General features: G+C 39.1%; 22 protein-coding genes and 1 pseudogene. 11 read left to right on the forward strand and 12 right to left on the reverse strand.

What is annotated here, in order from left to right:
- Positions 1–333: 333 nt before the first annotated feature.
- Positions 334–1,464: an S-layer homology domain-containing protein gene (locus LRL21_RS18875; RefSeq protein ID WP_240417360.1), complete on the forward strand. Its 1,131-nt coding sequence runs from the start codon at positions 334–336 to the stop codon at positions 1,462–1,464.
- A 301-nt stretch (positions 1,465–1,765) separates the two neighbouring features.
- Here LRL21_RS18875 and LRL21_RS18880 read toward each other — a convergent pair whose 3' ends face one another.
- Entirely contained in the window at positions 1,766–2,122 is a 357-nt protein-coding gene (locus LRL21_RS18880) for a helix-turn-helix domain-containing protein (RefSeq protein ID WP_240417361.1), read from the reverse strand.
- 132 nt (positions 2,123–2,254) lie between these two features.
- On the opposite strand from LRL21_RS18880, the gene LRL21_RS18885 reads away from it, so the two are divergent.
- On the forward strand, positions 2,255–3,244 hold the full coding sequence (locus tag LRL21_RS18885) for a DGQHR domain-containing protein (protein ID WP_240417362.1): 990 nt from the start codon (positions 2,255–2,257) through the stop codon (positions 3,242–3,244).
- Between the two features lie 176 nt (positions 3,245–3,420).
- On the opposite strand, the gene LRL21_RS18890 is transcribed toward LRL21_RS18885, so the two are convergent.
- Genes LRL21_RS18890 through LRL21_RS18905 form a run of 4 tightly spaced genes read right to left on the reverse strand, consistent with a single transcriptional unit; the run spans position 3,421 to position 9,445 of the window.
- Positions 3,421–4,026 carry a hypothetical protein gene (locus tag LRL21_RS18890; RefSeq protein WP_240417363.1) on the reverse strand — a complete coding sequence of 202 codons (606 nt, stop codon included), beginning with the start codon at positions 4,024–4,026 and terminating at the stop codon, positions 3,421–3,423.
- Positions 4,023–5,654 (reverse strand): integrase, encoded by a 1,632-nt coding sequence (locus LRL21_RS18895; protein ID WP_240417364.1) that lies wholly within the window; start codon positions 5,652–5,654, stop codon positions 4,023–4,025. Before LRL21_RS18895 ends, LRL21_RS18890 begins: the two co-directional genes overlap by 4 nt.
- On the reverse strand, positions 5,654–8,164 hold the full coding sequence (locus LRL21_RS18900; protein WP_240417365.1) for a helix-turn-helix domain-containing protein: 2,511 nt from the start codon (positions 8,162–8,164) through the stop codon (positions 5,654–5,656). Before LRL21_RS18900 ends, LRL21_RS18895 begins: the two co-directional genes overlap by 1 nt.
- Positions 8,165–8,185: 21 nt before the next feature.
- Complete coding sequence (locus tag LRL21_RS18905) at positions 8,186–9,445, reverse strand: site-specific integrase (RefSeq protein WP_240417366.1); 1,260 nt, start codon at positions 9,443–9,445, stop codon at positions 8,186–8,188.
- A gap of 205 nt (positions 9,446–9,650) precedes the next feature.
- Here LRL21_RS18905 and LRL21_RS18910 point away from each other — a divergent pair.
- Positions 9,651–10,076 (forward strand): annotated as a pseudogene (locus LRL21_RS18910) (DinB/UmuC family translesion DNA polymerase); the annotation flags it as partial.
- The gene (locus LRL21_RS18915; RefSeq protein ID WP_240417367.1) at positions 10,073–10,555 is read left to right on the forward strand and encodes a YhjD family protein; all 483 of its coding nucleotides are present in this window, start codon (positions 10,073–10,075) and stop codon (positions 10,553–10,555) included. The pseudogene LRL21_RS18910 and the gene LRL21_RS18915, both read left to right, overlap by 4 nt.
- A 124-nt stretch (positions 10,556–10,679) precedes the next feature.
- On the opposite strand, the gene LRL21_RS18920 is transcribed toward LRL21_RS18915, so the two are convergent.
- From LRL21_RS18920 to LRL21_RS18935, 4 genes are all read right to left on the reverse strand, one after another.
- Entirely contained in the window at positions 10,680–11,123 is a 444-nt protein-coding gene (locus LRL21_RS18920) for an OsmC family protein (RefSeq protein ID WP_240417368.1), read from the reverse strand.
- Between the two features lie 89 nt (positions 11,124–11,212).
- Positions 11,213–12,136, reverse strand: coding sequence for a hypothetical protein (locus tag LRL21_RS18925; RefSeq protein ID WP_240417369.1), 924 nt, complete (start codon positions 12,134–12,136; stop codon positions 11,213–11,215).
- A 609-nt stretch (positions 12,137–12,745) separates the two neighbouring features.
- Positions 12,746–12,898 (reverse strand): hypothetical protein, encoded by a 153-nt coding sequence (locus LRL21_RS18930; RefSeq protein WP_240417370.1) that lies wholly within the window; start codon positions 12,896–12,898, stop codon positions 12,746–12,748.
- Positions 12,899–13,329: 431 nt separating this feature from the next.
- The gene (locus LRL21_RS18935) at positions 13,330–13,662 is read right to left on the reverse strand and encodes a hypothetical protein (RefSeq protein ID WP_240417371.1); all 333 of its coding nucleotides are present in this window, start codon (positions 13,660–13,662) and stop codon (positions 13,330–13,332) included.
- Between the two features lie 224 nt (positions 13,663–13,886).
- On the opposite strand from LRL21_RS18935, the gene LRL21_RS18940 reads away from it, so the two are divergent.
- Positions 13,887–14,732, forward strand: a complete 846-nt coding sequence (locus LRL21_RS18940) for a prohibitin family protein (RefSeq protein ID WP_240417372.1) — start codon at positions 13,887–13,889, stop codon at positions 14,730–14,732.
- A gap of 201 nt (positions 14,733–14,933) precedes the next feature.
- Here LRL21_RS18940 and LRL21_RS18945 read toward each other — a convergent pair whose 3' ends face one another.
- Positions 14,934–15,176 (reverse strand): hypothetical protein, encoded by a 243-nt coding sequence (locus LRL21_RS18945; RefSeq protein ID WP_240417373.1) that lies wholly within the window; start codon positions 15,174–15,176, stop codon positions 14,934–14,936.
- A 212-nt stretch (positions 15,177–15,388) separates the two neighbouring features.
- Here LRL21_RS18945 and LRL21_RS18950 point away from each other — a divergent pair, with 212 nt between their 5' ends.
- A complete protein-coding gene (locus LRL21_RS18950) occupies positions 15,389–16,009 on the forward strand; it encodes a phospholipase D-like domain-containing protein (RefSeq protein ID WP_240417374.1) in 621 nt (206 codons plus the stop codon).
- 901 nt (positions 16,010–16,910) lie between these two features.
- Here LRL21_RS18950 and LRL21_RS18955 read toward each other — a convergent pair.
- Complete coding sequence (locus LRL21_RS18955; RefSeq protein ID WP_240417375.1) at positions 16,911–17,033, reverse strand: sporulation protein YjcZ; 123 nt, start codon at positions 17,031–17,033, stop codon at positions 16,911–16,913.
- Between the two features lie 550 nt (positions 17,034–17,583).
- On the opposite strand from LRL21_RS18955, the gene LRL21_RS18960 reads away from it, so the two are divergent.
- The 3 genes from LRL21_RS18960 to radC all read left to right on the forward strand — a co-directional run bounded on the left by LRL21_RS18960 (position 17,584) and on the right by radC (position 19,492).
- Positions 17,584–17,874: a hypothetical protein gene (locus LRL21_RS18960; protein WP_240417376.1), complete on the forward strand. Its 291-nt coding sequence runs from the start codon at positions 17,584–17,586 to the stop codon at positions 17,872–17,874.
- Between the two features lie 176 nt (positions 17,875–18,050).
- Positions 18,051–18,215 (forward strand): DUF4062 domain-containing protein, encoded by a 165-nt coding sequence (locus LRL21_RS18965; RefSeq protein ID WP_240417623.1) that lies wholly within the window; start codon positions 18,051–18,053, stop codon positions 18,213–18,215.
- 653 nt (positions 18,216–18,868) lie between these two features.
- On the forward strand, positions 18,869–19,492 hold the full coding sequence (gene radC, locus LRL21_RS18970) for a RadC family protein (protein WP_240417377.1): 624 nt from the start codon (positions 18,869–18,871) through the stop codon (positions 19,490–19,492).
- A gap of 12 nt (positions 19,493–19,504) precedes the next feature.
- On the opposite strand, the gene LRL21_RS18975 is transcribed toward radC, so the two are convergent.
- Complete coding sequence (locus LRL21_RS18975; RefSeq protein WP_240417378.1) at positions 19,505–19,843, reverse strand: helix-turn-helix domain-containing protein; 339 nt, start codon at positions 19,841–19,843, stop codon at positions 19,505–19,507.
- Between the two features lie 616 nt (positions 19,844–20,459).
- Here LRL21_RS18975 and LRL21_RS18980 point away from each other — a divergent pair.
- Together LRL21_RS18980 and LRL21_RS18985 are read left to right on the forward strand one after the other, a co-directional pair.
- Entirely contained in the window at positions 20,460–20,948 is a 489-nt protein-coding gene (locus LRL21_RS18980) for a hypothetical protein (RefSeq protein ID WP_240417379.1), read from the forward strand.
- A gap of 118 nt (positions 20,949–21,066) precedes the next feature.
- Complete coding sequence (locus LRL21_RS18985) at positions 21,067–22,968, forward strand: stalk domain-containing protein (protein ID WP_240417380.1); 1,902 nt, start codon at positions 21,067–21,069, stop codon at positions 22,966–22,968.
- Positions 22,969–23,097: the final 129 nt, after the last annotated feature.

Raw genomic sequence — 23,097 nt, forward strand, 5'->3', positions numbered from 1 at the left:
GTTTTAAACGAACAGGCTGCCGCTAGTACTCTACACCACTCATAAAAAAGAACTCTCCATACTTGGAGGGTTCTTACATTTATATACATGCGTTTGCGGGTGGTGTCAGCAACGCTGGTACTACCCCTCGTTAAATCAGCAATCTTAAAGTATATGCTGGTCTATGGTATATTAATCATTATTCATATAATAAGTGGTAGGTGGGGGAGCACTAGCTTGTACTTTAAATTCAAGATATTAACATTAGCAGGACTTATATTGGGGAGTGGATTTTTCGGTCTCACTTCTCGGGCAGCCGAGAATACGAGCCCGTCTTTCTCGTATTCCGCTGAAATGATCACTTTAGATTTAAGCCTAAAGAATTTATCCGATCCGACAAAAGCGAGATGGTTAAACCTTGGCTATGACCCTTCCGAACTTTCCGGGCGCGGCGATGAATTATTGATGCACTGGGCGGTTCGTAAGCGGATGCTCGAAGCGTATCCGGATAGGACGTTCAAACCTGATCAACCAATAACCGAGGCTGAATTTCTCAAAGCTTTATGTCACGCGTATGGTTATCCCAAGACGAGAGATAGAGCAAGAAATTCAGTGGAAGCCGTTTATGAACTTGCAAGTTTGTGGAATTATCCGGTCACTGATGATGCTCACTCCGAAGCCAGATTTGTACCCATGACACGTTTAAAGGCAGCTGAAATTATTACTTCTGCTCAGGGAGAAAACTATGAGGGAAACAATGCAATTACCTTTTTGCTTGGTAAATCCTTAGCTAAGGGTAAAAGTGAACAGACCGTAGAGGGCTTCGCTGGTGATGAGTTATTGACGCGTTCTGAAGCAGTAGAATGGATTGGAAGTATGATAATGAAGGGGGCATCCCGACTTCAAGAACGACCAAAAGTACTTTCGGATCCTAGTCTTTTGCCTCTGCTGCCAGTGCCTCAATCAGAGGAGTTGCCCGATTTCGTCATAGCACCTGTTACCCAAGAGGATTTTAATCTGATAGATATGGAAAAAGAAGTCTCTATTAGTCTGGGAAGTACAAGAGAATGGGTTGAAGTGAATTATGACATTCCGATACGCAAATATAATGAACACCACTATAGATATACGTCCTTTAGTGTACATTACAATGAAAGTGACATATTGCAGGGATGGAAAATAGATGAGTATTATCAGAACACGAAACAATTTCAAACCTCGAAAGGAGCAATACTTGGACAAAGTACCTTTTATGACATTCTTCGGGATTATGGAACTGCAGGATTTCTTGGTTATGGAAATGGTCTATCTCTAGACTATTTATACGAAAAATATGAGGGGGAAATAATTCCGCGTTTTTCGCCTCATGAGATTATTAATAATGATAATGTGCTCACAATTTCATTTATCTTTGATCAGAAAACACTTATGCTTACCTATATTACTGCTGCAACATATCAGGTTGGATATATCGGTCCTTTCTGATTGAGTATTTGGTTCGTGATAATATGGAAAGATAATTGGACTTATTTAACTGTAGGCTACATATTTTGTAGTGATGCTTAAAGATTTAGGTCTCAACTTTATTACCTAACAATTAAAAGAGTTTAGAGTCTAATAAACAAAATCCAGTCTAACACTTCATTTTTGTGTTTTGGCTGGATTTTGTTTATTAGAATGGTATAGTCTAAAACTTATTTTTGAAAGGAACACAATTTCTCGGGTAAAAGCGTGTAAATTCAACATCATCAGTATAATACTTTATTTTCTCCAAACATCAACACCATTATTTTTTACTTTCCGAATGACCCTCTGTAATGACTACCTGTGCTAATTTTTTAATTAATATTAATTCTTTTTCCGAACATGGTTTAAGTAAAACATGTATGGAATCCAATAATTTAGATTTTTCATACTCCGAAGCAGTAAAATTATAGCCACTAAACAACTCACTAGGCTCTATTCGAAGAGTCTCAACGATTCTTTCGAGTGTTTCCAAAGAAATATTTTTTTCTCCACGTTCAATACCACCAATATATGGTTGCGGCAGTTGAACAAGCTCTCCAAGCTGTTCCTGTGTAAGTCCTCTGTTTTTTCGGAAATTCCTTATTTGAAATCCAACATGTTTTGAAATTTTGGACAACCTGACCACCTCTTTTTCAGAGTAGGTTAGTCAGGGGTTAAATTGTAGATAGCTATAGCATATATATCCATTTGATTTTATATCTTATAACATCTATTATTGCTGTATACTATCTATCAAGGAGCCGAAAGCATGAGTACTCTTCCACAACAGTATGTTATTGAAAATGTTCTCCAGTGCAAAATGCGGGGGAGGGTTGCATATCAAAGTTATTTTTCTGCTTCTGTTGGAGTAAATCTGATTTATGTCAAACCATTTGATCATCCCTCTGGAAAGGGGTATCAGCGACCCGTTGATGCTAAAAGATGTGCAGACTTTGCCAACTACTTATCAAAAGGTGAAGAGGCTTTATTTACACCTATATTATTAAATGCAGGAGCTAATTGGGAGTTTTCTAGCTATGATAGGCAGCGCCCATCTTACGGTAGATTGCTCTGCAAAGGAAGAGCTTCGTTAATGGACGGCCAGCATCGTGTGGGTGGAATAGAAAAATACGTGCGCGAAACGAATTCTGATATCAACATTCCGTTTCTTGCCTTTCATAGCCTGGATGAAGACGAGGAAATCAAACTATTTGATACAATTAATACAAAAGCAAAAGGTATAGGCACATCTTTAAGTAAATTTCTACGCCGCGATTCGGATGATATTAGTTGGATGGCCACAGAAATGATGATAAGAAAAGAGAGCCCTTTTAATTTGATAGGAAGTATTATCGGGAAACGGACTAAAGGCAGGCATGTAACACTGCAGAATTTATATCGGACGCTGAACTATTTATTGAAAAACGAAAGCATAAACAGCTTGCCTAAAGAAGAGCAACTTACCTTAGCTCTTACTTACTATAATGCTTTACGTGATAAATTTCTTTATGAATGGAAAGATTACAAAAGTTACCGGGTAACTCATATCGTATCTATTGATGCCTTATCCATTGCCGGAAGCTATGTTTTAGCTGCTGCTCTAAAGGATAACAAAAAACAAGTAGATGTATCAGCAATCATAAAATATGTGAATAAATTATCTGTTGAATGGTCCACGGACGGTCCATTAAAGTATGTAAAAGGGTTGAGTGGTTCGAAAAAGTTAGCTGATGAGTTAAAGGATCAAATGTTAAGTTAAATTTAAATAGCCTTCGTTATACAGAATTGACTTGAGTAAGGAACTCGTACATTAATGAAACAAAAACCAACACATTACAATTTCTTTAAAGTGTTGGTTTTTTGCTTATGAACATGTAGAAGTCTGTATTCAATTAATTCTACTCTAAGAAATGAGGCTCGTGCTCATTTAATACTTCATTGCGATTTATCATTATCATCAAATAACTCAGGATACATTTTTACAATATCAGCATTTAATGCACGGTTTTCGGTTTTTTTATTTTTGGTAATAGATACTATTTTTTCTAACCCTTCTTCTTCCTGAAAGTTCTTGTAAGTGCTTTTCACAGCCACTTCCAGGTATTGTTTTCTAAGTAGTTTAATTTCATTTTCAAGCTTTTTAATCTGGTCATCTTTTTGAGATGACTGAGCAGATAATTCTTGATTTTGTTTAATTGTAGAATCATAATTCTTGGCCTTTTGATACAATGCATTTAGCATCTCATTGAAATGCCCTAATGCGCTAATCAAGCCTGTCTTGTTATTCCAGTACGTTTCGACGAGTTCAACAACGTTTGGCAAGGGAAGTGAAGCTGTGGCCGCTGTAACTTCCTGCTGCGATGGCTCATTGACCTTTGCGATTTGTGCAGACATTCTTCTTGTCCAAATAAATCGATTAATGCCAGTCTCCTTTTCTAAAAGGGAAGGATTAACCTTTTTCCCGGGGTTCCTTGAAATATATTTTAACAAGATGTCTTTTAGTTGTTTATCTGTATATTTGGGTGGTGCACCTTTTTTCACAATTCGTCCTCCAGTAGATAAGAATCAATCATGGCCTTTTGGTCCATTATTCTTCTTAGTTCATTGCAAGTTGAGGATAGCCTTTCCTGACCTGTTTTTTGGAATGTCATGGTTGGACAATCGTAATTCATGGTTTTAGTGACATATCTCATGAGTTCCAATTGTTCTTTTAATCTGCTTTCTAGTTTATCAGAACAATCTCTCAACCAGGACAATCCTTCATTTTGGTCTATTGGGGAGAAGAAATAGAATTCACAAAAACGACAATCCCCAACCTGACAGCGAGCAGGATGATCGGTACAATAACCATGATCAACTCTATATTTTTCTGGAAAATCGCTGGCTTGGTACAGTCTGCTTTTGGCAATAACAGCATGAGTTCCTACATCCCATTCTTCTTTCCAAAGGTTTTTACGTTTCATTCGCAACGTCTGTGCCGTATGATGGACAAAAGACTGGGCAAAGTGATCTAGATGCTTGTGGTAATGCAACTGGGTCTCCAACTGATTATGCCCTCCTAAGCGCGCAATACTTAACATATTAAACCCCTGCAGCATCATATTGCAAAAGGCAAAATGTCTGGTGTCGCCTGGATTTATTCTCTCCAAATCGCCATACTCTGAGGAGATGATATCATTATAAAATCGATCAATTAAATTAATAAATTGTGAAGCTCCCATTTTTTTTCGTGCTGTTTCCTTCGTTTTCACTCTAACGTATTTTCTATATGCCTTATACGATATTAAATATGGCGAGTCCACGCAATAAGCTGAGGTTATTCGTTTATAATCTTCGATGAATTCATAGATTTCCTGATTTACTTGGACGGTGTCCGTGACCTCAAGCATTCCTGGATGATTAACGGTTATCTTTTTTCTGGGTAAATTCATCCAGTAACTCCCTCCAGCATCTTTCGTAGCACAATCCCTCCGTAAAGAATAGAATTCAATGGGGCGCATGGGAATTACACGGGTAATCCTCCACCATAAAAAGATAGGATAATACTGCAGTTTCTCCTCATCAGAAGTACAAGCCTCGAAGTAGTTATCCAAAGCAAGATCGAAAAGCAAGATATCGCGATAATTTGGCAATTCGCGTACATTCGAAATTTTCGTATTGTAATTTAGGCACAAGTCGCAATATACATCTGCATGGGTATGATTATAGAAAATAAGAAACTCTCTAATACTGATGCCAAAACCAAATTGTTTATGCCCTTTGAAATGGTTGAATGCGCCTTCTAGTTGGGCGAGATGATCCAACTGAAACCCCCGGGTAATCCGTATTGCCTCCTTTATTTGACCTACGTTTTGTCGAACGGTTTGTGTATTAATACCGTTATACATTTTTTGAATGGAGTAGCATTTCAAGGCCGTATTGATTACACCATAGATTTCACAATCAAACTGAAAAATACACCTACCGGATTCTTTCACAGCAAGCCACTTGGCATCCTCAAAATTTCCGTTCACAATCACCCCATTTTGTGCTAGTTCTTTAAACATTTCCTGATAATCGTGAAGTTCTTCGATTCTAAAGGTGACTGACTCAATACTTTCCAAAATATATTTGTCACTTAATTCATTTAATGTTTTTCTTCTTTGTAGCGCTGAATGGAATTTTGTCATCAGACTTCCTCATTAATTAAATTTTGAATCGATAGAACTTTTTGTTTTACGTTATTAAGGTTAATAAAGGTTTGAACGAAGACTTTACCGAATTGCTGTACTGCCTGACTTAAAAGATCTAGGATTTGAAATAACAACTTGTTATCTCTGACGAGAACGGCTGGATACTCGGTTTTTTGAATCGATGCGACCAATCGATCGATTTCATGATGGATAGAAATCAGGACATATTTTTTGGGTATCGCGTTTTCACAATGCAAGCAGGTCGTAGCGGTTGGAGAAGTGCAATTCGGATAAGTTATGCATTGCACGTGCTGCAGTTTGGCTGGCATTTCACCTTTATAGATTTTAATCAGCACTTTACTAAAATCCTTTTCAGCGAGATTCGACAACCGCAATGCCAAAGAATCTTTATTTTGTTGCTGGCGGGTTAAGAATGAGCTTCGTTGTTCCAACTGGTAAGGGCTGTATTCCTTTCGAAACTGTTCAATCAAAGCGGTACGATGCTCTAATTCTAAATGTGGTGCTTCAGGCGTAGAAAGAGAAATAAGATGATGATATAGCCATCCAAAATGCCCCCGGTTAAACAAGTTCAGACTCACACGCTCCAAGGATCCGTCCCTGTTTAATGCTTGAATGTATGTTGCAGTCGAATCTTTATTGGTATGTCCCCGGACTTGTTGAGACAATTCATATGCGATATCTGCATTTTCTTTCCCTTCCATTACGCTATAAAAGAAGTACGTCAAAAGCGTTCTATTCATTTTCCGACTTTGAAAATCTACAAGGTCCAATCGTTTATCGAAAAAGGACCGGAAATGGGTTTCCTTTTCAAAAACAACGAATTTTCTTTGTCCAATCTTAATGAGTTGTTGATCCTCTGTACTTCTGCGATGGATTTCAGCGATAACTAATACAGTTGCTGTCGGAATGATCATATCTTGATTCACAAGGAAATGACCCAGAGCGCCGGTCTTGCTAATGTACATTCGTTCTACACGTTTATACAATTGGTTAATAACAGCTTGTGCCTGCTCCAGTGATAGTTTCGTTTCCCTGAGCTGATCGAAGGTCTGTAAGTTGCAGACTTCCAGCGAAACGTTCGGCAGCTTAATAATATCCGATGGCCTCCACGCATCAATGACATGCATTAATATGAATAACCATGTTACCGCATAATCCCTGCTTTGGATGGCCTGATCGATGTGAAGGTTTACATCTTTCACATAATTGTAATAGTCTAAAAACCGTTCTGGGCTATACATTTTCCTCTCTTCAACGGGTAAGGAAGTAACAGCATAACTTTTTGAGAATGAACATAGCCCTTTACCAGAGCAAAACTCTAAAAAGTAGATAAAGGTTCGCTTGTCTCGAATCCCCATTCCAGCATTTTGAAAGATATGGTCCAATTGCTCTACATTAAGTAGAAACACTTCAGTCGTTAATAGGCTCAATAAGCGTTTTAATGTACTGATATACTCCAAAGCCCTATTGTGAATCGTTTGGCTATTAGCATGACTGCTATTGATTTTCAAAGTAACAAATTCGTGATAAAGCATCATTGTTTTTTGCAATGGTTTAGGTACTTCTAGTTCAGCAAATCTGTATTTAAATAAGTCGAGCGGAGTCGATAGTTCCGCTAATTCCTGCTGTCTTTTTCTTACCCGTTCAACAAATTTATTCGATTCTTCAACGGGGATAATCCACTCGTTATTGTGCTTTATACCTTCATGTATCACACCTTGCCGAAATAATTGATAAATCCAAGATTTGCTTACCCCTAATTGAGTAGCAATATCTTGGATAGGAACATGATCATTAGGGACAGAAGTTGACTCCCTGTACTGACTTACGGCTTCCATAGGGATGATCCATCCCGCGTGATGAAAGGGTAGCTTTTGTTTTTTTGCACCTTGAAATGTTCCGTTTTTCGCTAATGAATTTATAGCTGCAGTACTTAATGACAATTCTTGTGCAGCTTGATGGGCGGAAAGATATCCTTCGGGTAGTGAAATAGTTTTTAAATAGTTGTCCACAGATTCTGTTCGAATGTAACGGATGCTATCGATGACTTCAATTCCGGTTAAAACGTTATTAAATACCAATTTACTTATCCACGATTGGCCAACAGATAAATATTCAGCCGCTTCTGCGAAGGAAAGATATCCGGCAGGTGAAGAGAAAGACTGGATATACTCATCTATAGACATTGATGGTACGATCCAAGAGCCTCTATATTTTTTCGCATCCGAGAATGATCCTCTTTTTATGAGTCTGCCAACCCACAATTCGGTTAGATCTAGTCGTTTGGCAATTTCGGTAACGGTTAAATATCCATCTGGAATAATGTCAAGTGATGCCTTGTAATCCTCAACAGCTTCCACAGGAATTTGCCACGAACCTTGTACCTTTATAGCGCCTTTAAACGTTCCGATTTTTACCAATCGAAGTAGGTTTTTATACCCCATCTCCAGATTTTTCGCTGCTTCAATAGGAGTTAAATAAGACATTATTCATTTGCTCCAAATCATTTATTTTTTTATTAAATTCGGTAAGTAATTGTCGTACAATTGTTGCATTCGGCTCTCTAGTTTTTTTCTCATTCGTTCCGTATTTCCTTGATAAACTAAAGATGAAGAGAGATTGGAATCTCCTCTTGGCAAAGCGATATCATAAGGATTATCAGCTTCTTCGGCTAGAAGATTTGTAAATATGCCCCTGCCTAAATGAGTGGACCATTTATATTCCTCTAGCTTGACAGCGTACACGATATCATCTGGATTAGAGGATTTTCTGAGTTGCTTCAAAAATTCTTTTTTTAATTTACTGAAATAGGCTCTGTAGCTTTGTCCCGACATGGCTTTGCCATCCCGATTTACAAATAACGCATCCGATCCATCCTCAGGAGTATAAGCTCCTATATGGAATCGATATAGCGACTGCAGCCAATCCTGAATGGGAAAGACAATTTGCCTTCTTGGTTTCTTGACACCACTTGAACCGGAGCTATCTTTAATATCTGTTCTCATATTTTTTTGTTGTAGCTTAATCACTATACCAAATTCTCCAAAGGAGCCTATTGAAATTACATCGGATCTTCGAATGTTTACAAGTTCCCCTTGGCGAATTCCCCCAAAACATTGCATGTAAATTCCCAAGGCAATTGGGTTAGCCATTTTCACAGCCATTTCAATCAAAGGTAAAATATATTGTTCTGGTAAATCGTGTGCTATATGGCCTTGTTTATTCCGTGGCATGATAACCCCTTTAAATGGGGAAACAGTGTATTTTTGATTCGAATTTCCGTAAAGGTTTTGTTTTTTAAAGGCACTTTCCTCAATATGAATCAGTAGTTTTTTCTTCACTAGAAATTCATAGAATGATGTTAGTGTTCTTTCCGCCTTTCTAACCGTCATTCTTGACCTTTCTTTTTTCGTCAACTCGTTCAAAAAATCAGTGCCATGGGAAAACTGAAGCTCTTGCAAAGATGGAAGCTTGTATTTTATTCGATTTTCGATAAGTATGTAATTTAAAAAAGAGCAAAGATAATTGGCATGGAGCCTTTGGGAATTGTAAGCTCTATATTTCCAATAATGAAATATAAACTCTGTAAGAGGATGAATACACAGTCTACCATTATTTTTATTCTGTAAAACGATTACAGCATGTTTATTAATGACAGGCTCGCTGTCTCGATATCTTCTCCACAGTTCGATTCGTACGCTCTGTACACTAAAACGCAACTCGTCAATCTTTCTTGAAAAGGGGACAATAGAATTATTATAGTTCATCTGAATTCTCCTGCTTTTAATTTAGCTCAGATTTATGCTCATATTTTTCGACACAATATTCATATGATACCATATCTTTGTTATCATTTTAACTCACCATTTATGCTCATAGGCACATATGTCGAAATAAGTATAATATCTAGATATATCAAGGGTTTATACTGACTAATAATGCACATATATAATTATGCTCATAGTTTAATAGATACTGCTCGAGCTGACGGAAGAAATATGCCGTGATGCGCGGCGTAAGCAATATATGGGCTCGACAGTTACGGTTGGGTGTATGTGCAGCCCGTTTGATGCACCGACAGGATTTTCGCGTCAAACGACATTACCGGACCCTACGAACAATACGAACAAAGTTTACGAAGCCGCACGCAGCCTGTTTTATCGTTTCTGGGATGGGATGCCGGTTCGCAGAGCAGGGGTGACGATAAGCGGACTGGTGAAAGATGAAGAATACCAGCTAACCTTATTCGAGGATCAAGAAAGGCTGCGGGCACTGGAGAAAGCTACTGATTTCATCAAGGACAGATTTGGCAGCGCGGCTATTATCAGAGCTTCATCAGCAAGTAAAGCAGGTCAAGCACAGCACAGAGCTCTTAAAATCGGAGGGCACTACAAATGAGCAAAAAACTGGAAGGTAACGGTCGCTGGGAGTCTTCACGGATGATGCTGCCGCAGCACAAGGAAGCCTTGATTGCGCGACAAAATCCCGAGCCGGAAGTAAAGCAGGTGCAAAAGCCGACGGAGGAGGAGCATGAGATGATACTCAATTCGATTTTGCTGCCTATGATGCTTACCATGATAGAGAGGAATGGCAAAGAGTTTGAAGTGTCAACCAACCTGCTTCGCAGATATTACATAGCGGCGACGCAAATTCTCATGAATCGTATTCATGCCGAAATGGTCAAAAATAAAAATGAATTGAAGGCCAGGAAAATCAGAGTATTCGAAGACATTCGCCCGGATGAGGATCTGCACTATAAATATCTATGTCGTGGTTATGAGTATCCGTTTTCCGTTATGCGCGATGTAGTGAAAGCCAGAATCAGCATCAAGCTGGGGGAATATGTTAAGGCGCTGCTTCATGAAATGAGATCTTGACCCAATTCTCGACCCTTGAGATAATTTGGCTGTTTTGGCATGCTTGAATAGATTGCTGACAATGCGAAAACCCCTTACAGTGAAGGGGTTCATGCTTTTATGTAGGGTAGGCAGTGAGCTAAGCTTAATTTTCAATAATAATGCCGTTTAATTTGAGATTGACTTGGTTCGCAAGGGTATCGCCAACCGGGCAGGTTTGTTCCAAAAATTGTACAAACTCTTCAACCTGTTCTTTGGGAGCGTCGGTTTTGATATGAAAGTTATAACGAATATCCGAATAGCCGGGGCGAACGTCTGATTTTTTGAAAAATCCGTCCAAGTCGAGGTCTCCTTCAACCTCCACCCAAAAATCATCAAGACGAATATTAAACTTTTTGGCGTATACTCTGGCCACGATGGATTGGCATGCTCCCAATGCACCCAGTACCGCTTCAACAGGGTTCATACCCGTATCCGTTCCGCCTAAGCTTTTGGGTTCATCGATTGTAAATTCAAAATCTCTGGAACGCACTTTGACTACTACGCCTTCTTGTAAATGTGCTGTCGCTTTAAATGTGGTGATCGGCATGAGACACACTCCCTTGGTTGATGTAAATCTTAAAAATGATAACATATAATTCCTATAATGTTAATATGAATGGGATTAATGGTGTTATTTTATTTTATTTTGGCTAACGTTTTTTTCATCTGTTCTTCATTGGATTTAACAGAAGCGCTGCTTACTGCCTCCCCACGGTACGTGTTCTTGGTATTTTGTAAAAAATCCAGGGCGAATGCATCGATGGGCTGCTTTTCTGTATCATCATATTGTCTTTCTACCACCGTAGCTCGAAAAACATTACTCAGCATATATTTGTGGTTTTTTACATCACTTAAATATTTGGCGTTTTTAAATTCCGCTACGATGAACGATTCAAAAACTTTTAATTCTTGTTGGCTCGGTTGATAAATTCTTGCCAATTTTGAAATTTCGTCAAACTTTTCGGTTTCGGTTCTTTTGGATTTTGCGATTTCATCCACATCGCTTTCCCAGCCTTTGTTGGCTGCTGCGGGAGCGGGATTGTTCTGTTTCTTAGGTTCGGCTGGTGTTTTTGCTCCAGTCACCGATTTTACTTCCAGGATGACATCATCTTTATTTTTGGCACCGACCAAGGCAATTCCTTTTTGAGTTATAGGAAATCTGGCTGTAGCTATGTTTTTACCAAAAGGGCTTGCACTGTTATCATGTATGTTTAACCAAACGGCATCGTAAGCTTTGGAATCTGCCTTCACCTGATTAATAATATCATTGAAGTCGGATTCAGAAGTCGAATCGGTAGTAACACGAATATAGCGTCCATTTTGTTTCTCGTTTTTCTTGTCCTCTGCGATTTTAAATTGAGCCGCTTTCGGAGTTTCTTTCGCTGGCGGTATAGCTTCCTTAACCTCCGGCTTTTGTTCCTCAATAACGGGTGCAGCCGCGACCTGCTTTGGCTCTTCCACAGTGGGTTTGGTTTCAATCGGAGCTGGCTTCGCCCCGCAGGCAGCCGTAATTAATGTCATTCCAGCCAAGATGCCAATCATAACTAATCTATTAAACATTTCGATCCTCCTAAACTTTCATAACCTTTATACGTGAGGGATGGAATATCGTTCCGCATATTCCTCATACTACTTCCGATTTTTAAGAGTAACAAAAAAAGCGCCTGAAAAAAAGAACACAGCTAGCATCCAACCGACTGCAGGAGCTGATGCCCATATACCCTTTCCTGCAAAAGCAAAACCAAGTGATGCTACACCAAACATACAAAGCACTGAGGGTTTCATGAAGAGACTCCTTCCTTATGATAGTAAATAGACGCAGAATTTTACCAAAAAGTTGCAGTTAACCCTTACGTGCTGAACAGGTGGAGGAGGATTAACCGAAAACAAAAAAAATTCCCCTTTATGGAGAGGAATCGCTGATTGCGCTGCCGATATCGTATAAGGATTGGTTTCTAATCGATTGATCACTTATTAATAAGGGCTTGGAGGGTCCATATAGTGACAAGGGCCACACAGCCTAATACAAACATCGATACTATCATTTGAAAGAAATACAGCATGACAATCCCATCCTTTTAGCAGTCTATTCTAGTAGAGTAGCAGAAGGAGGTTGAAAAGTTGCTCGAATACCGTTGTCGTCATATCACTTGTTTTGGCGGAGGCAGGCTATTGGATAATTTCATTCCACAAAGACATAATTCGATTTTGGTTTTTGACAAATTCAATTTCATAATCAACGTTCTTTTCTGCTGGTGGTAAGTCAAGATCTGTTGATGTTTCAGTAGACCCGCCCAAAGGTGGTTCATTTGGAATGTTCATTTTCAGCACCTCCATGTATTTCGGACAGTCAAGCCCTTTTCACTAACACAAATCCAACGAAAAGAGCAGTAACGAACACATATTTTGCGATCTCAACTATCAATAGTTCAACCTCCCGATGAATCAATTTCCATAGATTAGATTAGCAGGTGTTAAATGAAAAGTCGCTCGAATGCTGTTGTCGTAACATGACTTATTTATGTAGGGAGGACCTCCGTTTGTCTCTCCAAATTTAATATAGCCTTCAGGGGTAATTAAGGTTAGCTTAATTTAGGAGAGGTAATCTGTGAGTACCCCTTTTCTCTAACTTAATGGTCAGACCCTCATCACTTCATTGGTGGGGGTCTGATTTGCGTCTACCTGGCTTCATGAAGGGTGCAATAAAAAAGGATCTTATCGTTTGTCACGACAGATCCCGGAATATATACTTATTAATTTGTTTTCTTTTTCAGAGCATCAAGCTCATCTTGCAATTTCTTTTTTTTCAGTTCCAAGCTTTTGAGATTTTTTTTCAATTCCTTAACTTTTTTTGTTTTATTGGATTTTGTTGCGGAATCAAGAAGTGCTTTTGTTTTATCTATGGATTTTTGAATACCGGATATGTCTTTTTCTAAGCTTTTCTCTTGCTGTTGAATCGTTTGTTTGGTAGTTTCTTTGGTTGCATGAGGGGTTGAGCTTTGAGCGAAAGCTGTTATGGGAATACTAGCAAAAAGTCCAACCAATGCAATAGCAACTACAAGCCTTTTAATCTTTTGATATGTCACTAATAATCCCTCCAGAAAGAGTCTCCTTACATAAATTACTATATCACTAGATTTCAATTTTTACCATCTATTCTCTACTTGAAAACGTATAAAACAATTCCACACCGTCATAAGTCTATGTATAGGCAGTTTAAAGGCTTCATGAAAAATGATTAATGATGAAACGCTTTGGATAAAGCTGCGTATTACAACACAAAAAGAATACAAGTGGAGGTAAGGGAGACATGGAAGTTATTAATGCAAGCAAGCAGCACAGTAACAAGCCGACTAACATAAATAAAATAGTTGGTTGGATTGCTGGAATTATTTTGGCAGTTATACTTGCTTTGAATAGTTTTTCCTCTGTTGAATACGGTCACTTGGGTTTGTATAAAACCTTTGGGAAACTGAATGATGAGATCCTGTCGCCTGGTATTCATATGAAGGTACCCTTTATTCAGACAGTCATTCAAATAAATACGCAAATCACAAAGGTTGAAACAGATACATCGGCATCCTCAAAAGATCTGCAGCCTGTGTCCACGCACGTTGCAGTAAACTATTCTGTAAATAAAGCTGCAGTCTTTAATTTGATGAACAATATTGGAGGATCGTATGATACGGTGATCATTTCTCCAGCCATACAAGAGATTATTAAAGAAGTGACGGCTAAATATCCTGCAGAAGACTTAATTACGAAACGTGATCTGGTCGCGGGAGAAGTCAGTGACTTACTCTCCAAAAGATTGGCGAGATACGATTTGGTTATCAATGATATCAACATTGTGAATTTTAAATTTTCAGATTCCTTTAATCAGTCTATTGAGGCAAAGCAGGTCGCCCAACAACAAGCACTAAAGGCTGAAAATGATCTTAAACGCATTGAAATTGAAGCCAAACAAAAGATTTCACAAGCAGGAGCAGAGGCAGAATCCTTGAGACTTAAAAAGCTGGAAATTACGCCTGACCTTATAAATTTGAAGCAGATAGAAATTCAAGAAAAAGCGTTAGAAAAATGGGATGGAAAGTTACCAACCGTGACTGGCGGCGCAACGCCTTTTATTGATTTGAGCTCTTTAACTAAAAAGTAAGCTTTAGGAAAAAATAAAAACCGCCATTCCAATAGAGGAAGGCGGTTTAACTATGATTAGATAAATGTGCGACAACTACCGCTAATTCCAGCGATTTCACCCATATTTACGCCTCAATGAGTGCTTCAACGATGCCCAGAATCACACCCAAACCAAATAGGAGCAACATATGAATCAAAAATCATTTGGAGCTAGAACAATTCAAGTTCCCGCGACTTTCTTGTCCTGCATCATCTCTATGGCCATAGTGTCCGCCATGTCCACCATGTCCACCACCATGAACATGGCCATGACCATAGTAACCATAGTGACCGCCATGATAATGGTAATGCGGTGGGTAGTAATGAGGGTGATAATAAGGGTATGGGTAAGGATATGGATTGATGTATATCGGATTTTGACCATAAGGGTATAAGTATGGATTGTAAGCCATGTAGCCTTCACCTCTTTGCTTTAGATAATTACAGCCTATGCGCTGTTTATGGGCTGTGATCCTTGTCTGCTTTAAAATAGGCGCAGCGGTATATGCGAACAGTTCGCCCAATTGAATGCACCAACAGGATCAAGCCCTCTTTCCTTTGGGATTGAGGGCATTTTTTGTTTGCATGCAAATTTAGGTTCATGTCATAATATTTCTATCAGCTTCTAAGGGGTGTATGATGAAAAAAATAATAGGACGTATAACGTTGGTATGTATTATTGTGATAGTAGGCTATTCTACAGTAAGGGTTATTGTAAAACCAGATGTGAATCAACCAACTCAAGCGTTAGCTCAGCAGGCCGCAGTAACAACAGGGCAAAAGGTAGGGGAAACCTACTTCACGCGTGCTGACCAGCATCCCGATAAAGCCTTAATCGATATTATTAATGCATCCACTCAAACTCTTGATATCGCGATCTACAGCCTCACCCATCCGGATATCGTAGCAGCGATCAAAGGAGCTAAAGATCGCGGTGTAACAGCACGGCTCATCACAGATAAGGTTCAATCCGATGGCAAAGTACAGGCGGAAGCAATGAAAGTACTGGGCAGTGCCAGTATCCCGATGAAGGTCAACAAGCACAATGGACTCATGCATATGAAGGTTACTATTGCCGATAAGAAGGTCGTTACCACCGGATCGTTCAACTACTCCAAAGCGGCCAGTACGTCGAATGATGAAGTGCTTATGGTCATTCGGGAACCTGAAATCGCCAAATCCTTTACAGAACAGTTTGAACAAATGTGGAATGACACGAAAGGATTTGAAACGATCGAGAGGAAGATCGCACAATAAGTTAAAAAGGGAGCCGCGATGAGCCCTCCCTTGACAAAATAACTATCTATTGCGTTCTAACAATACGAAGCCGCTAATGCTGGAAGTATTTTTTCTAAAGACCACTTTAAAGCCGATGTCATTGTCTAATAAACAGTTAAAGGCATTGATAAGCAATCGGTTGGGCGCCAAACTAGCTCTACAGGGTTGAGCACTTCCAATAACACGTGAAGAAACAATCCTGCGTGCTGAACCAGGAACCAGCGGGTTTCTTGTCCAACTGATCAATACTAGATCGTGCTGACGGACAGCTTTTACACGAGCCATCCAACCACCTCACTTCTATAACAATGTGAAGCCATTTCGTTTACATCCAATCATACCAGTAAAGCAATTGCTAATAGATCGAATAATACAAGAGTTGTTATAAGTGGGTTGAAAAATCCATTAACCTTTGCTTTCTTACTTGAAATCGAGGCAGAGGCTCCTTCCAAATATAAATAGTTGGAATCAACATCAGCTACTGTTCCTTCATAAATTTCCCCGGATCTCATATAAACACGAACTCGACAATTTAGACAGCTTCTACAAGCATGATATATTTCGCTCATCGGTATCACCATCCTCTCATTGCTCACTATTTTATGGACTTTTGATACATGCCTGAGGGCTTATAGGTATCGAATTAGTGCATCGGGATGGATATGATTGGCATGAGGAGCAACTTGCAACTGCATTGGATTGGTTGTATCGCAAGGGTCTGTTCGGAGACTATAATTAGCCAGATAAAGCTTTTAAAAGGGGGATTATGGAAGCAGACTGTCATGCTGATGCGGTAGAACGGTGTTGATGTATAACGTTCAGACAAAAAAGGTAGGTAGTAACCACCTCCTGAATCAATCGGGAGGTGGTTAACAAAAATTTAAACAATAAAAGCAGTGCTGATAATAACCAACAGAATGAATAGTACAAGAATAGCGCCTGTGCTAGTTCCTAAACCGTAACCACCGCAGCTTCCACCAACTCCACCAACTCCAAGACCCATAGGTTACTCCTCCTTTCATTTTATCTTCTGTATGTTATGAATGTCAGCGGTAGCGTGATTGGACAGATGCCAAAATGGGTGCTTGAGCTGTAAAAGCGACAAGTTCCCAGCTCGGAAGATTTCATAGGCTGTGGTGTAAGATCGTTCCTCCGAATGCTCTACGTTTCCTCCTTAGGGATCATCAAAAAGACGGTAGCGTCATTGCGCCGTCTATTTCATTTATCAAATTTACCGATTTTTAAAACTAAAGCCCCTAGTGAGACAATTGGATTAAGGGCATTTATTTGAATTCAAACGTACGTTTGTGTAAGTGCATGGACGATTACCTGCATAATAAATATCTTTGCTGAGAAAATGGCAAAGAACATAGCATTGTCTAAGTCGGCAGAGGAAATGAGTTGTTGATGAATATGAAACATGGTATCAACTACTTTATGAGTCATGTGGAAATCAATTTGATTTTGGCAAAGAGTACGATTCTAAAATGATTCTAAATATCCATTGATGCCAATGACTATTTAACATATAATCCTTTTATGGAGGGGAACGTATGAGCGTATTTCAGATAAACAAAGAGAACCATTTACAGCTGGTATATAAGAATAATGTAGTTATTGCTAGAGATGGAAATAAACTAATTGTTGTACATAGTAAGCGTAGTATAAAACCTTTGCTACCATTTGAAATTACTCAGCAGGTGTATGAACAATGGAGGAAAAGAGATAGTAGAATGGATTTTACAGATACACCGTATAATGAATTGTTTACATCTAGTGTAATAGTACAAACCGAGTTAGAATGTGTGCTCGATTTTAATAAGATTGAGTTTATTGAAAATTAGATTAAGATTTGTTTAGCTGGATCACTTTTGTAATCATCAACGTTTACTGTTTTAATTGAGGAACGTCAAGCAGCGGTACAAGCTGTTTTGTAAGCTGGACATATTCCTGCTGGTATGGAATTGTTCAAATCAGCGGATGAAAGTGTTGGATAGATGAATCAGATGTTTATAAATTAATTCTTGGCGGTCGATATGGATCAATAGATGAGGAAACGGGGAAGAGTTATACGCATTGGGAGTATGATTATGCTGGAGAAGTTCGAAAGGAAAGGCTTGCTATTGTTATTAAAGAAGAAGCATCAAGGCAAAAAACAGGTGTATCAAAGTGTACTATACCCTAACACCATCGGCAATGCTACCAATATCTAAGCCGTTATCAATCAATCTAAGCGCCGTATTGTGCCTATGCATGAGCGTGTGCTTTCTTTGCGTCTATGCCACATGTCTTGCAATAATCCTTTATAATAACGTCTACTCTTGTTCGTGTGATTGATCCACGTTGACCAACAAATAATGCTTTCTCCTTGGCATCATAGTGCTTGGAACGTTCGATGCCAATTTCACTGAAAGGGCGTTATTTTAATTGGATAGAGTGTATCAGAACATAAAAAAAGCCCGTAGAATCAACGATTCTCGGACTCTTATTTGTATGACCTGTAGTGGGCTCGAACCACTGACCCCTACCCTGTCAAGATAAGAACCATTGTCTTGTAACTAGCTTCTATCGGACAAAAAACCAGTCGTATCAAGGGATTCGGGGCATGGATACCAAATTAGCCCTTAACATCCGAGTTATAAAAGCAGAATATTCTTGACCAAAATCTTGACCATTTAATACCTTGTTGCTACTGCTGTCTTCACATAAAGCAGGTGATCTTATCCGTAATTATTTTATCATTAAATGCATGAAATTAAATATTGTAATTTAGAGCAGGAGTCATGACTTCTGCTCTTTTTATGTTTCTAAAATTGATATTATGGAGGTAATTTTAACATGAACACTGTAAGAACACAAAACTATAAAAATTTGTTGGCTAACACACTTAGAGAAAGAGCCGATAGTTATTTAATTGGAGAATTGATTCAACGTTATCCGAATCCGGCTACTTTAATCGATGTAACCGAACAGGAACTAATAAGCATCAAGGGTATCGGCGTTTCTAAGGCCAAGCAAATTATCGCCGCTGTGCAACTAGTCCAGGAACTTGCAGCGCCTTTGCCCGAGCCTGTTATCATTCGTACTCCGAATGATGTATTTTCCCTTATGGAGTTTGAATTACGTTACGCATCAAAAGAAATCTTTGTTTGTCTATTTTTAAATACCAAAAATCATGTCATTGCAAAAGAAATCATTTCAATTGGAACATTGAATGCTTCACTGGTTCATCCGAGAGAAGTATTCAGGGCGGCTATAAAACGGAATAGTGCCTCCATTATCTGCTGCCATAATCATCCGAGCAGCAACCCTGAACCGAGTACTGAGGATATTCAAATCACAAAACGTCTTGTCAGCGTTGGTGAACTTATTGGCATTGATGTACTTGACCACATTATTGTCGGAGGGCATTGTTTTGTCAGTATGAGAGAGAAAGGCTTGATGGATATTGGGGCAAGATGACTTTCATCAAATTCAATCGGAGGAAAGTCTATCAAGATGTGAAAACATCAGAGCTACCATTTCCAGTGCCAATTGTTGTTCTTTCTCGGAGCGATTCAAAACAATTTGTCTAATTTTATTGACATAATGCTCATTGCTTTTCTCAACAGATTCTTGAAGCAAATCATCCACTGTAACGCCTAATTGATTGGCAAGTCGGACAAGTGTATCCAGTGTTAGTGAACGTTCTCCTCTCTCGATTTGTCCGATATATGCATGGGAAACCTCTATTTTCTCTGCTAACTTTTCCTGTGTCAAATCTTGTTTGAGCCGTTCATGACGTAACCGAGCGCCTAGTAAACGATAGTCCATAAATGCATCCCTCCATCACTTAACAGTAGTTAATTTGAAGGGTTTATTTAACAAACTAATAGTTTCAAAATATATACCATTAGTTTCAATTGAGATATACTTATAAGTATAGTTCAAATTACTTAGGACATAGAGAAAGAATGACACGACAGGAGGGATATAGACATAAGTGAAAGTCAGTCATTTTAGTAAACAAGATTCAATTTAATGTAAAAGCGAGCAAAAAGTTAGATATTCCTTTTGATGACAAATTTAAACAAAATGGAGTATGATTAGACAAATGGTATTTATAGGAGTTATGGGCTAGTAGATATCCAGCATCTGATCTTATTACCGTTCTGTATAAAATAAATGAATTGGAGGTAATCAAAGTGAGCATCAGACAAAATATGCCTAAGAAATTCCCATTGGTTATCAGCTCGGCATTGGTCGCTTGCTCTCTAGTATCAAGCGAAATAGTTGCTAATTCAACTAAAGGAGAATATTGAAGCCATTGTAACAGATGCTTTTATAAAATTCTATTTCCAAGAGGGAAAAGATGGGGGAATATTCACGTCTTGGTGATGAAAGACATTCTATTAAACATCCAATAGCAAAAGATGCGTAAAGAACAATAGTGGTAGGAAAGGAAGATGCCAAATATATGATTCCGAGAACGATAGAAGAATTAGATCGGATTCGTGACGAATGCAAATCAATGGTAAATAAGAGGGCAACATCATCAGCTGCAATAGCCATAGTTCCAGTGCCAGGGGCTGATCTGGTAGCAGACGTAGCTATCATGTTAGAACTTTTGCCTGCAATCAATCGGAAATTCGGTTTATCGCAAGAACAGATTGAAAAACTTGATTCAGCAATTAAAGCGAAAATCCTTGTTATTATTACCTCAATCGGAAGCCAATTAATAGGAAAAGTAATAACGAAAGAACTTGTTGTGCTATTACTTAAAAAAGTAGGAGTGCGTGTGGCGATAAAGCAAGTTGCAAAATTTATCCCCTTCGTCGGACAGGCCGTTTCTGCTGGAATTAGTTTTGCAGCAATGAAGTACCTTGGTAATTCACATATTGAAGAGTGTTATTCAGTATGTAAACGAGTAATTGACTAGAAGCTATCATGAGCGGGTATCTTGAACGCTATCCCTTGTCGTAATTGTTGCTTCTGACTTACACATAACCGGACATCCGTTTGCATTCTTAAAATTCGTTATAGGAGATGAGTTTGTTATGAAGACTATCAACAAATTATATTCATGTATCGTCATTCTGACCATATTGATTGGTTTACTACCTTTGTACGTTTCTGCCGAAGGAGAAACAGAACTTCCACTGTTTAATACGCTGTCAGTGGACATGGACCAATGGTCAAAGTTCGCGGTAAGTCCAGATGGTAAATTGCTTTTCAGCGGCGGCCCATATAATTCGTATATTTGGCATCTCGACAGTGGCAGAAATAAGGATATTAAAGAACTGAATTCGAGTTACCTACATGATGCGGCGTTCAGTCCTGACGGGAAACTGCTGGCTATCGCAAGTAGATGGAATTCAATGGAACCTATAATGCTGCTTGACAGTCAGTCTGGCACAATATCAAATACAATTAAAACTTCAACTTCTGTTTCTATTGATTCCATTCGGTTTTCTCGTGATGGGAAATTCCTCATAGCCGGGTTAGGCGATCGGGTCAGTATTATCGACATTGCTTCGCGTAAGGAAGTGTATGATATCCCGAAAGACATGTCTGCACTTATCCGAGTCCATCCGGTACGGAACGAATTCGCGGTAACCGGTTTGGGTAATAAATTACAAATCAGAAATACCAGTACAGGAGAAATCATCAAGTCCTTGGGGGGGAGTTGTGAGATTTTTGATATGAACTACTCTCCCGACGGCAAATATTTCATCGTCTCATCGGGTGGAAATTGCGGCACTCTCGTTTATGATGCTGAAAAAAATTACGAACAAGTCGCCGCTCTCGATTTAATCGGGAACATTTCCTTCACCAAGGACAGCGCGTTGGCCGTCATCGGAAACCACGCATATCCTATCGAAGACAAATTTAAAACATCATATGTTTTGAAAGTGAAAAACTCCGATCAGAAAATCGATCCTAAACTGGCTTTCTTGACTCCTGATGGCAAATATTTCATCACCCGAGACGATTCGTACAATTCTAAAGGTCTAATCGTACTTGACGCTTCAAGCTTATCAGTTCGCTTGACAGGGATTCGAGTCGAACCAGAATCGATTGCGTTAGGTCTCAACGAATCGCAAGCCTTGAAAGTAACAGGCATCTATTCGGATGGAACAAGCAAGAATCTGGACGCTGACGCTGTTAAATGGACAGTGAAAGATTTTTATATGGCAGAAGTAAAAGAGAATGTTTTATATGGGTTAGCCAATGGCTCTACTGAACTGACTGTGGAATACGGCGGTTTTAAGAGAACGATTCCTGTTGTCGTTGCCGAGTATCCCACCAAATTAATCGCTACAGTAACCGATGGGCATGTAAAATTAACATGGACCGGTGTTAGTAAAACGAAGGAATTTGTCGGTTATAATTTTTATCGGCGTACTGCGGATGGAAGTTATGGCGACATCCCATTAACCGATTTTCCATTGCAAACAACCAGTTATGTTGATGAGAACGGGGACAGCAACCGTCAATATTACTACATCGTCAAGGCGGTTTATGCCAACAAAATGGAATCTCGGCCATCCAATGAAGCGTCCTCCACGTCAAGGGAGAAACAAATCGTCTTGCAGGTTGGCAATCCGATCATGAAAGTAAATGGCGAGAGCAAGGAGATCGATCCGGGGAAAGGGACGACACCTGTCATTTATCAAGGCAGGACGGTATTGCCTGTGCGGTCGTTGATTGAAGAATTGGGCGGACAGCTAGCATTTGACAGTGACGAGCAGAAACTGACTATCAATCTGAACGACAAGAAAATCGAATTATGGATCGGTAAAAATGCGGCTATCGTTAACGGAACTGAGAAGGCGCTGGATGTTGCCCCGGTGATAATTAACGAACGCACGATGTTGCCGCTGCGTTTCATTGGTGACAATCTTGGGCTGCAATTAACTTGGGACGGAACAACGCAGACTGTTGAGCTTATTAATTAACAAAACGGATATCATATCCATAGAGTTGATTATGCTGGAATAATTGAAATAATCAAGGGGCTGTCTGTTATTAGAGCAGCCTCCCTTTCATTTGATGAATGTTACACAATGTGAAGCTAGTAATCGACA

It is taken from the genome of Paenibacillus periandrae (genome assembly GCF_022458865.1).
Taxonomy (GTDB): domain Bacteria; phylum Bacillota; class Bacilli; order Paenibacillales; family NBRC-103111; genus Paenibacillus_S; species Paenibacillus_S periandrae.

What these genes read in the sequence shown, in the direction of transcription:
- LRL21_RS18920 (WP_240417368.1), bottom strand. Translation starts at nt 11,123, where the DNA reads ATGCCGATCACCACATTTAAAGCGACAGCACATTTACAAGAAGGCGTA.
- LRL21_RS18955 (WP_240417375.1), bottom strand. Translation starts at nt 17,033, where the DNA reads ATGGGTCTTGGAGTTGGTGGAGTTGGTGGAAGCTGCGGTGGTTACGGT.
- LRL21_RS18975 (WP_240417378.1), bottom strand. Translation starts at nt 19,843, where the DNA reads ATGGACTATCGTTTACTAGGCGCTCGGTTACGTCATGAACGGCTCAAA.
- LRL21_RS18885 (WP_240417362.1), top strand. Translation starts at nt 2,255, where the DNA reads ATGAGTACTCTTCCACAACAGTATGTTATTGAAAATGTTCTCCAGTGC.
- LRL21_RS18900 (WP_240417365.1), bottom strand. Translation starts at nt 8,164, where the DNA reads ATGTCTTATTTAACTCCTATTGAAGCAGCGAAAAATCTGGAGATGGGG.
- LRL21_RS18915 (WP_240417367.1), top strand. Translation starts at nt 10,073, where the DNA reads ATGAGCAAAAAACTGGAAGGTAACGGTCGCTGGGAGTCTTCACGGATG.
- LRL21_RS18960 (WP_240417376.1), top strand. Translation starts at nt 17,584, where the DNA reads ATGAGCGTATTTCAGATAAACAAAGAGAACCATTTACAGCTGGTATAT.
- LRL21_RS18905 (WP_240417366.1), bottom strand. Translation starts at nt 9,445, where the DNA reads ATGAACTATAATAATTCTATTGTCCCCTTTTCAAGAAAGATTGACGAG.
- LRL21_RS18930 (WP_240417370.1), bottom strand. Translation starts at nt 12,898, where the DNA reads ATGAACATTCCAAATGAACCACCTTTGGGCGGGTCTACTGAAACATCA.
- LRL21_RS18985 (WP_240417380.1), top strand. Translation starts at nt 21,067, where the DNA reads ATGAAGACTATCAACAAATTATATTCATGTATCGTCATTCTGACCATA.
- LRL21_RS18895 (WP_240417364.1), bottom strand. Translation starts at nt 5,654, where the DNA reads ATGACAAAATTCCATTCAGCGCTACAAAGAAGAAAAACATTAAATGAA.
- LRL21_RS18875 (WP_240417360.1), top strand. Translation starts at nt 334, where the DNA reads ATGATCACTTTAGATTTAAGCCTAAAGAATTTATCCGATCCGACAAAA.
- LRL21_RS18940 (WP_240417372.1), top strand. Translation starts at nt 13,887, where the DNA reads ATGGAAGTTATTAATGCAAGCAAGCAGCACAGTAACAAGCCGACTAAC.
- LRL21_RS18950 (WP_240417374.1), top strand. Translation starts at nt 15,389, where the DNA reads ATGATGAAAAAAATAATAGGACGTATAACGTTGGTATGTATTATTGTG.
- radC (WP_240417377.1), top strand. Translation starts at nt 18,869, where the DNA reads ATGAACACTGTAAGAACACAAAACTATAAAAATTTGTTGGCTAACACA.
- LRL21_RS18925 (WP_240417369.1), bottom strand. Translation starts at nt 12,136, where the DNA reads ATGTTTAATAGATTAGTTATGATTGGCATCTTGGCTGGAATGACATTA.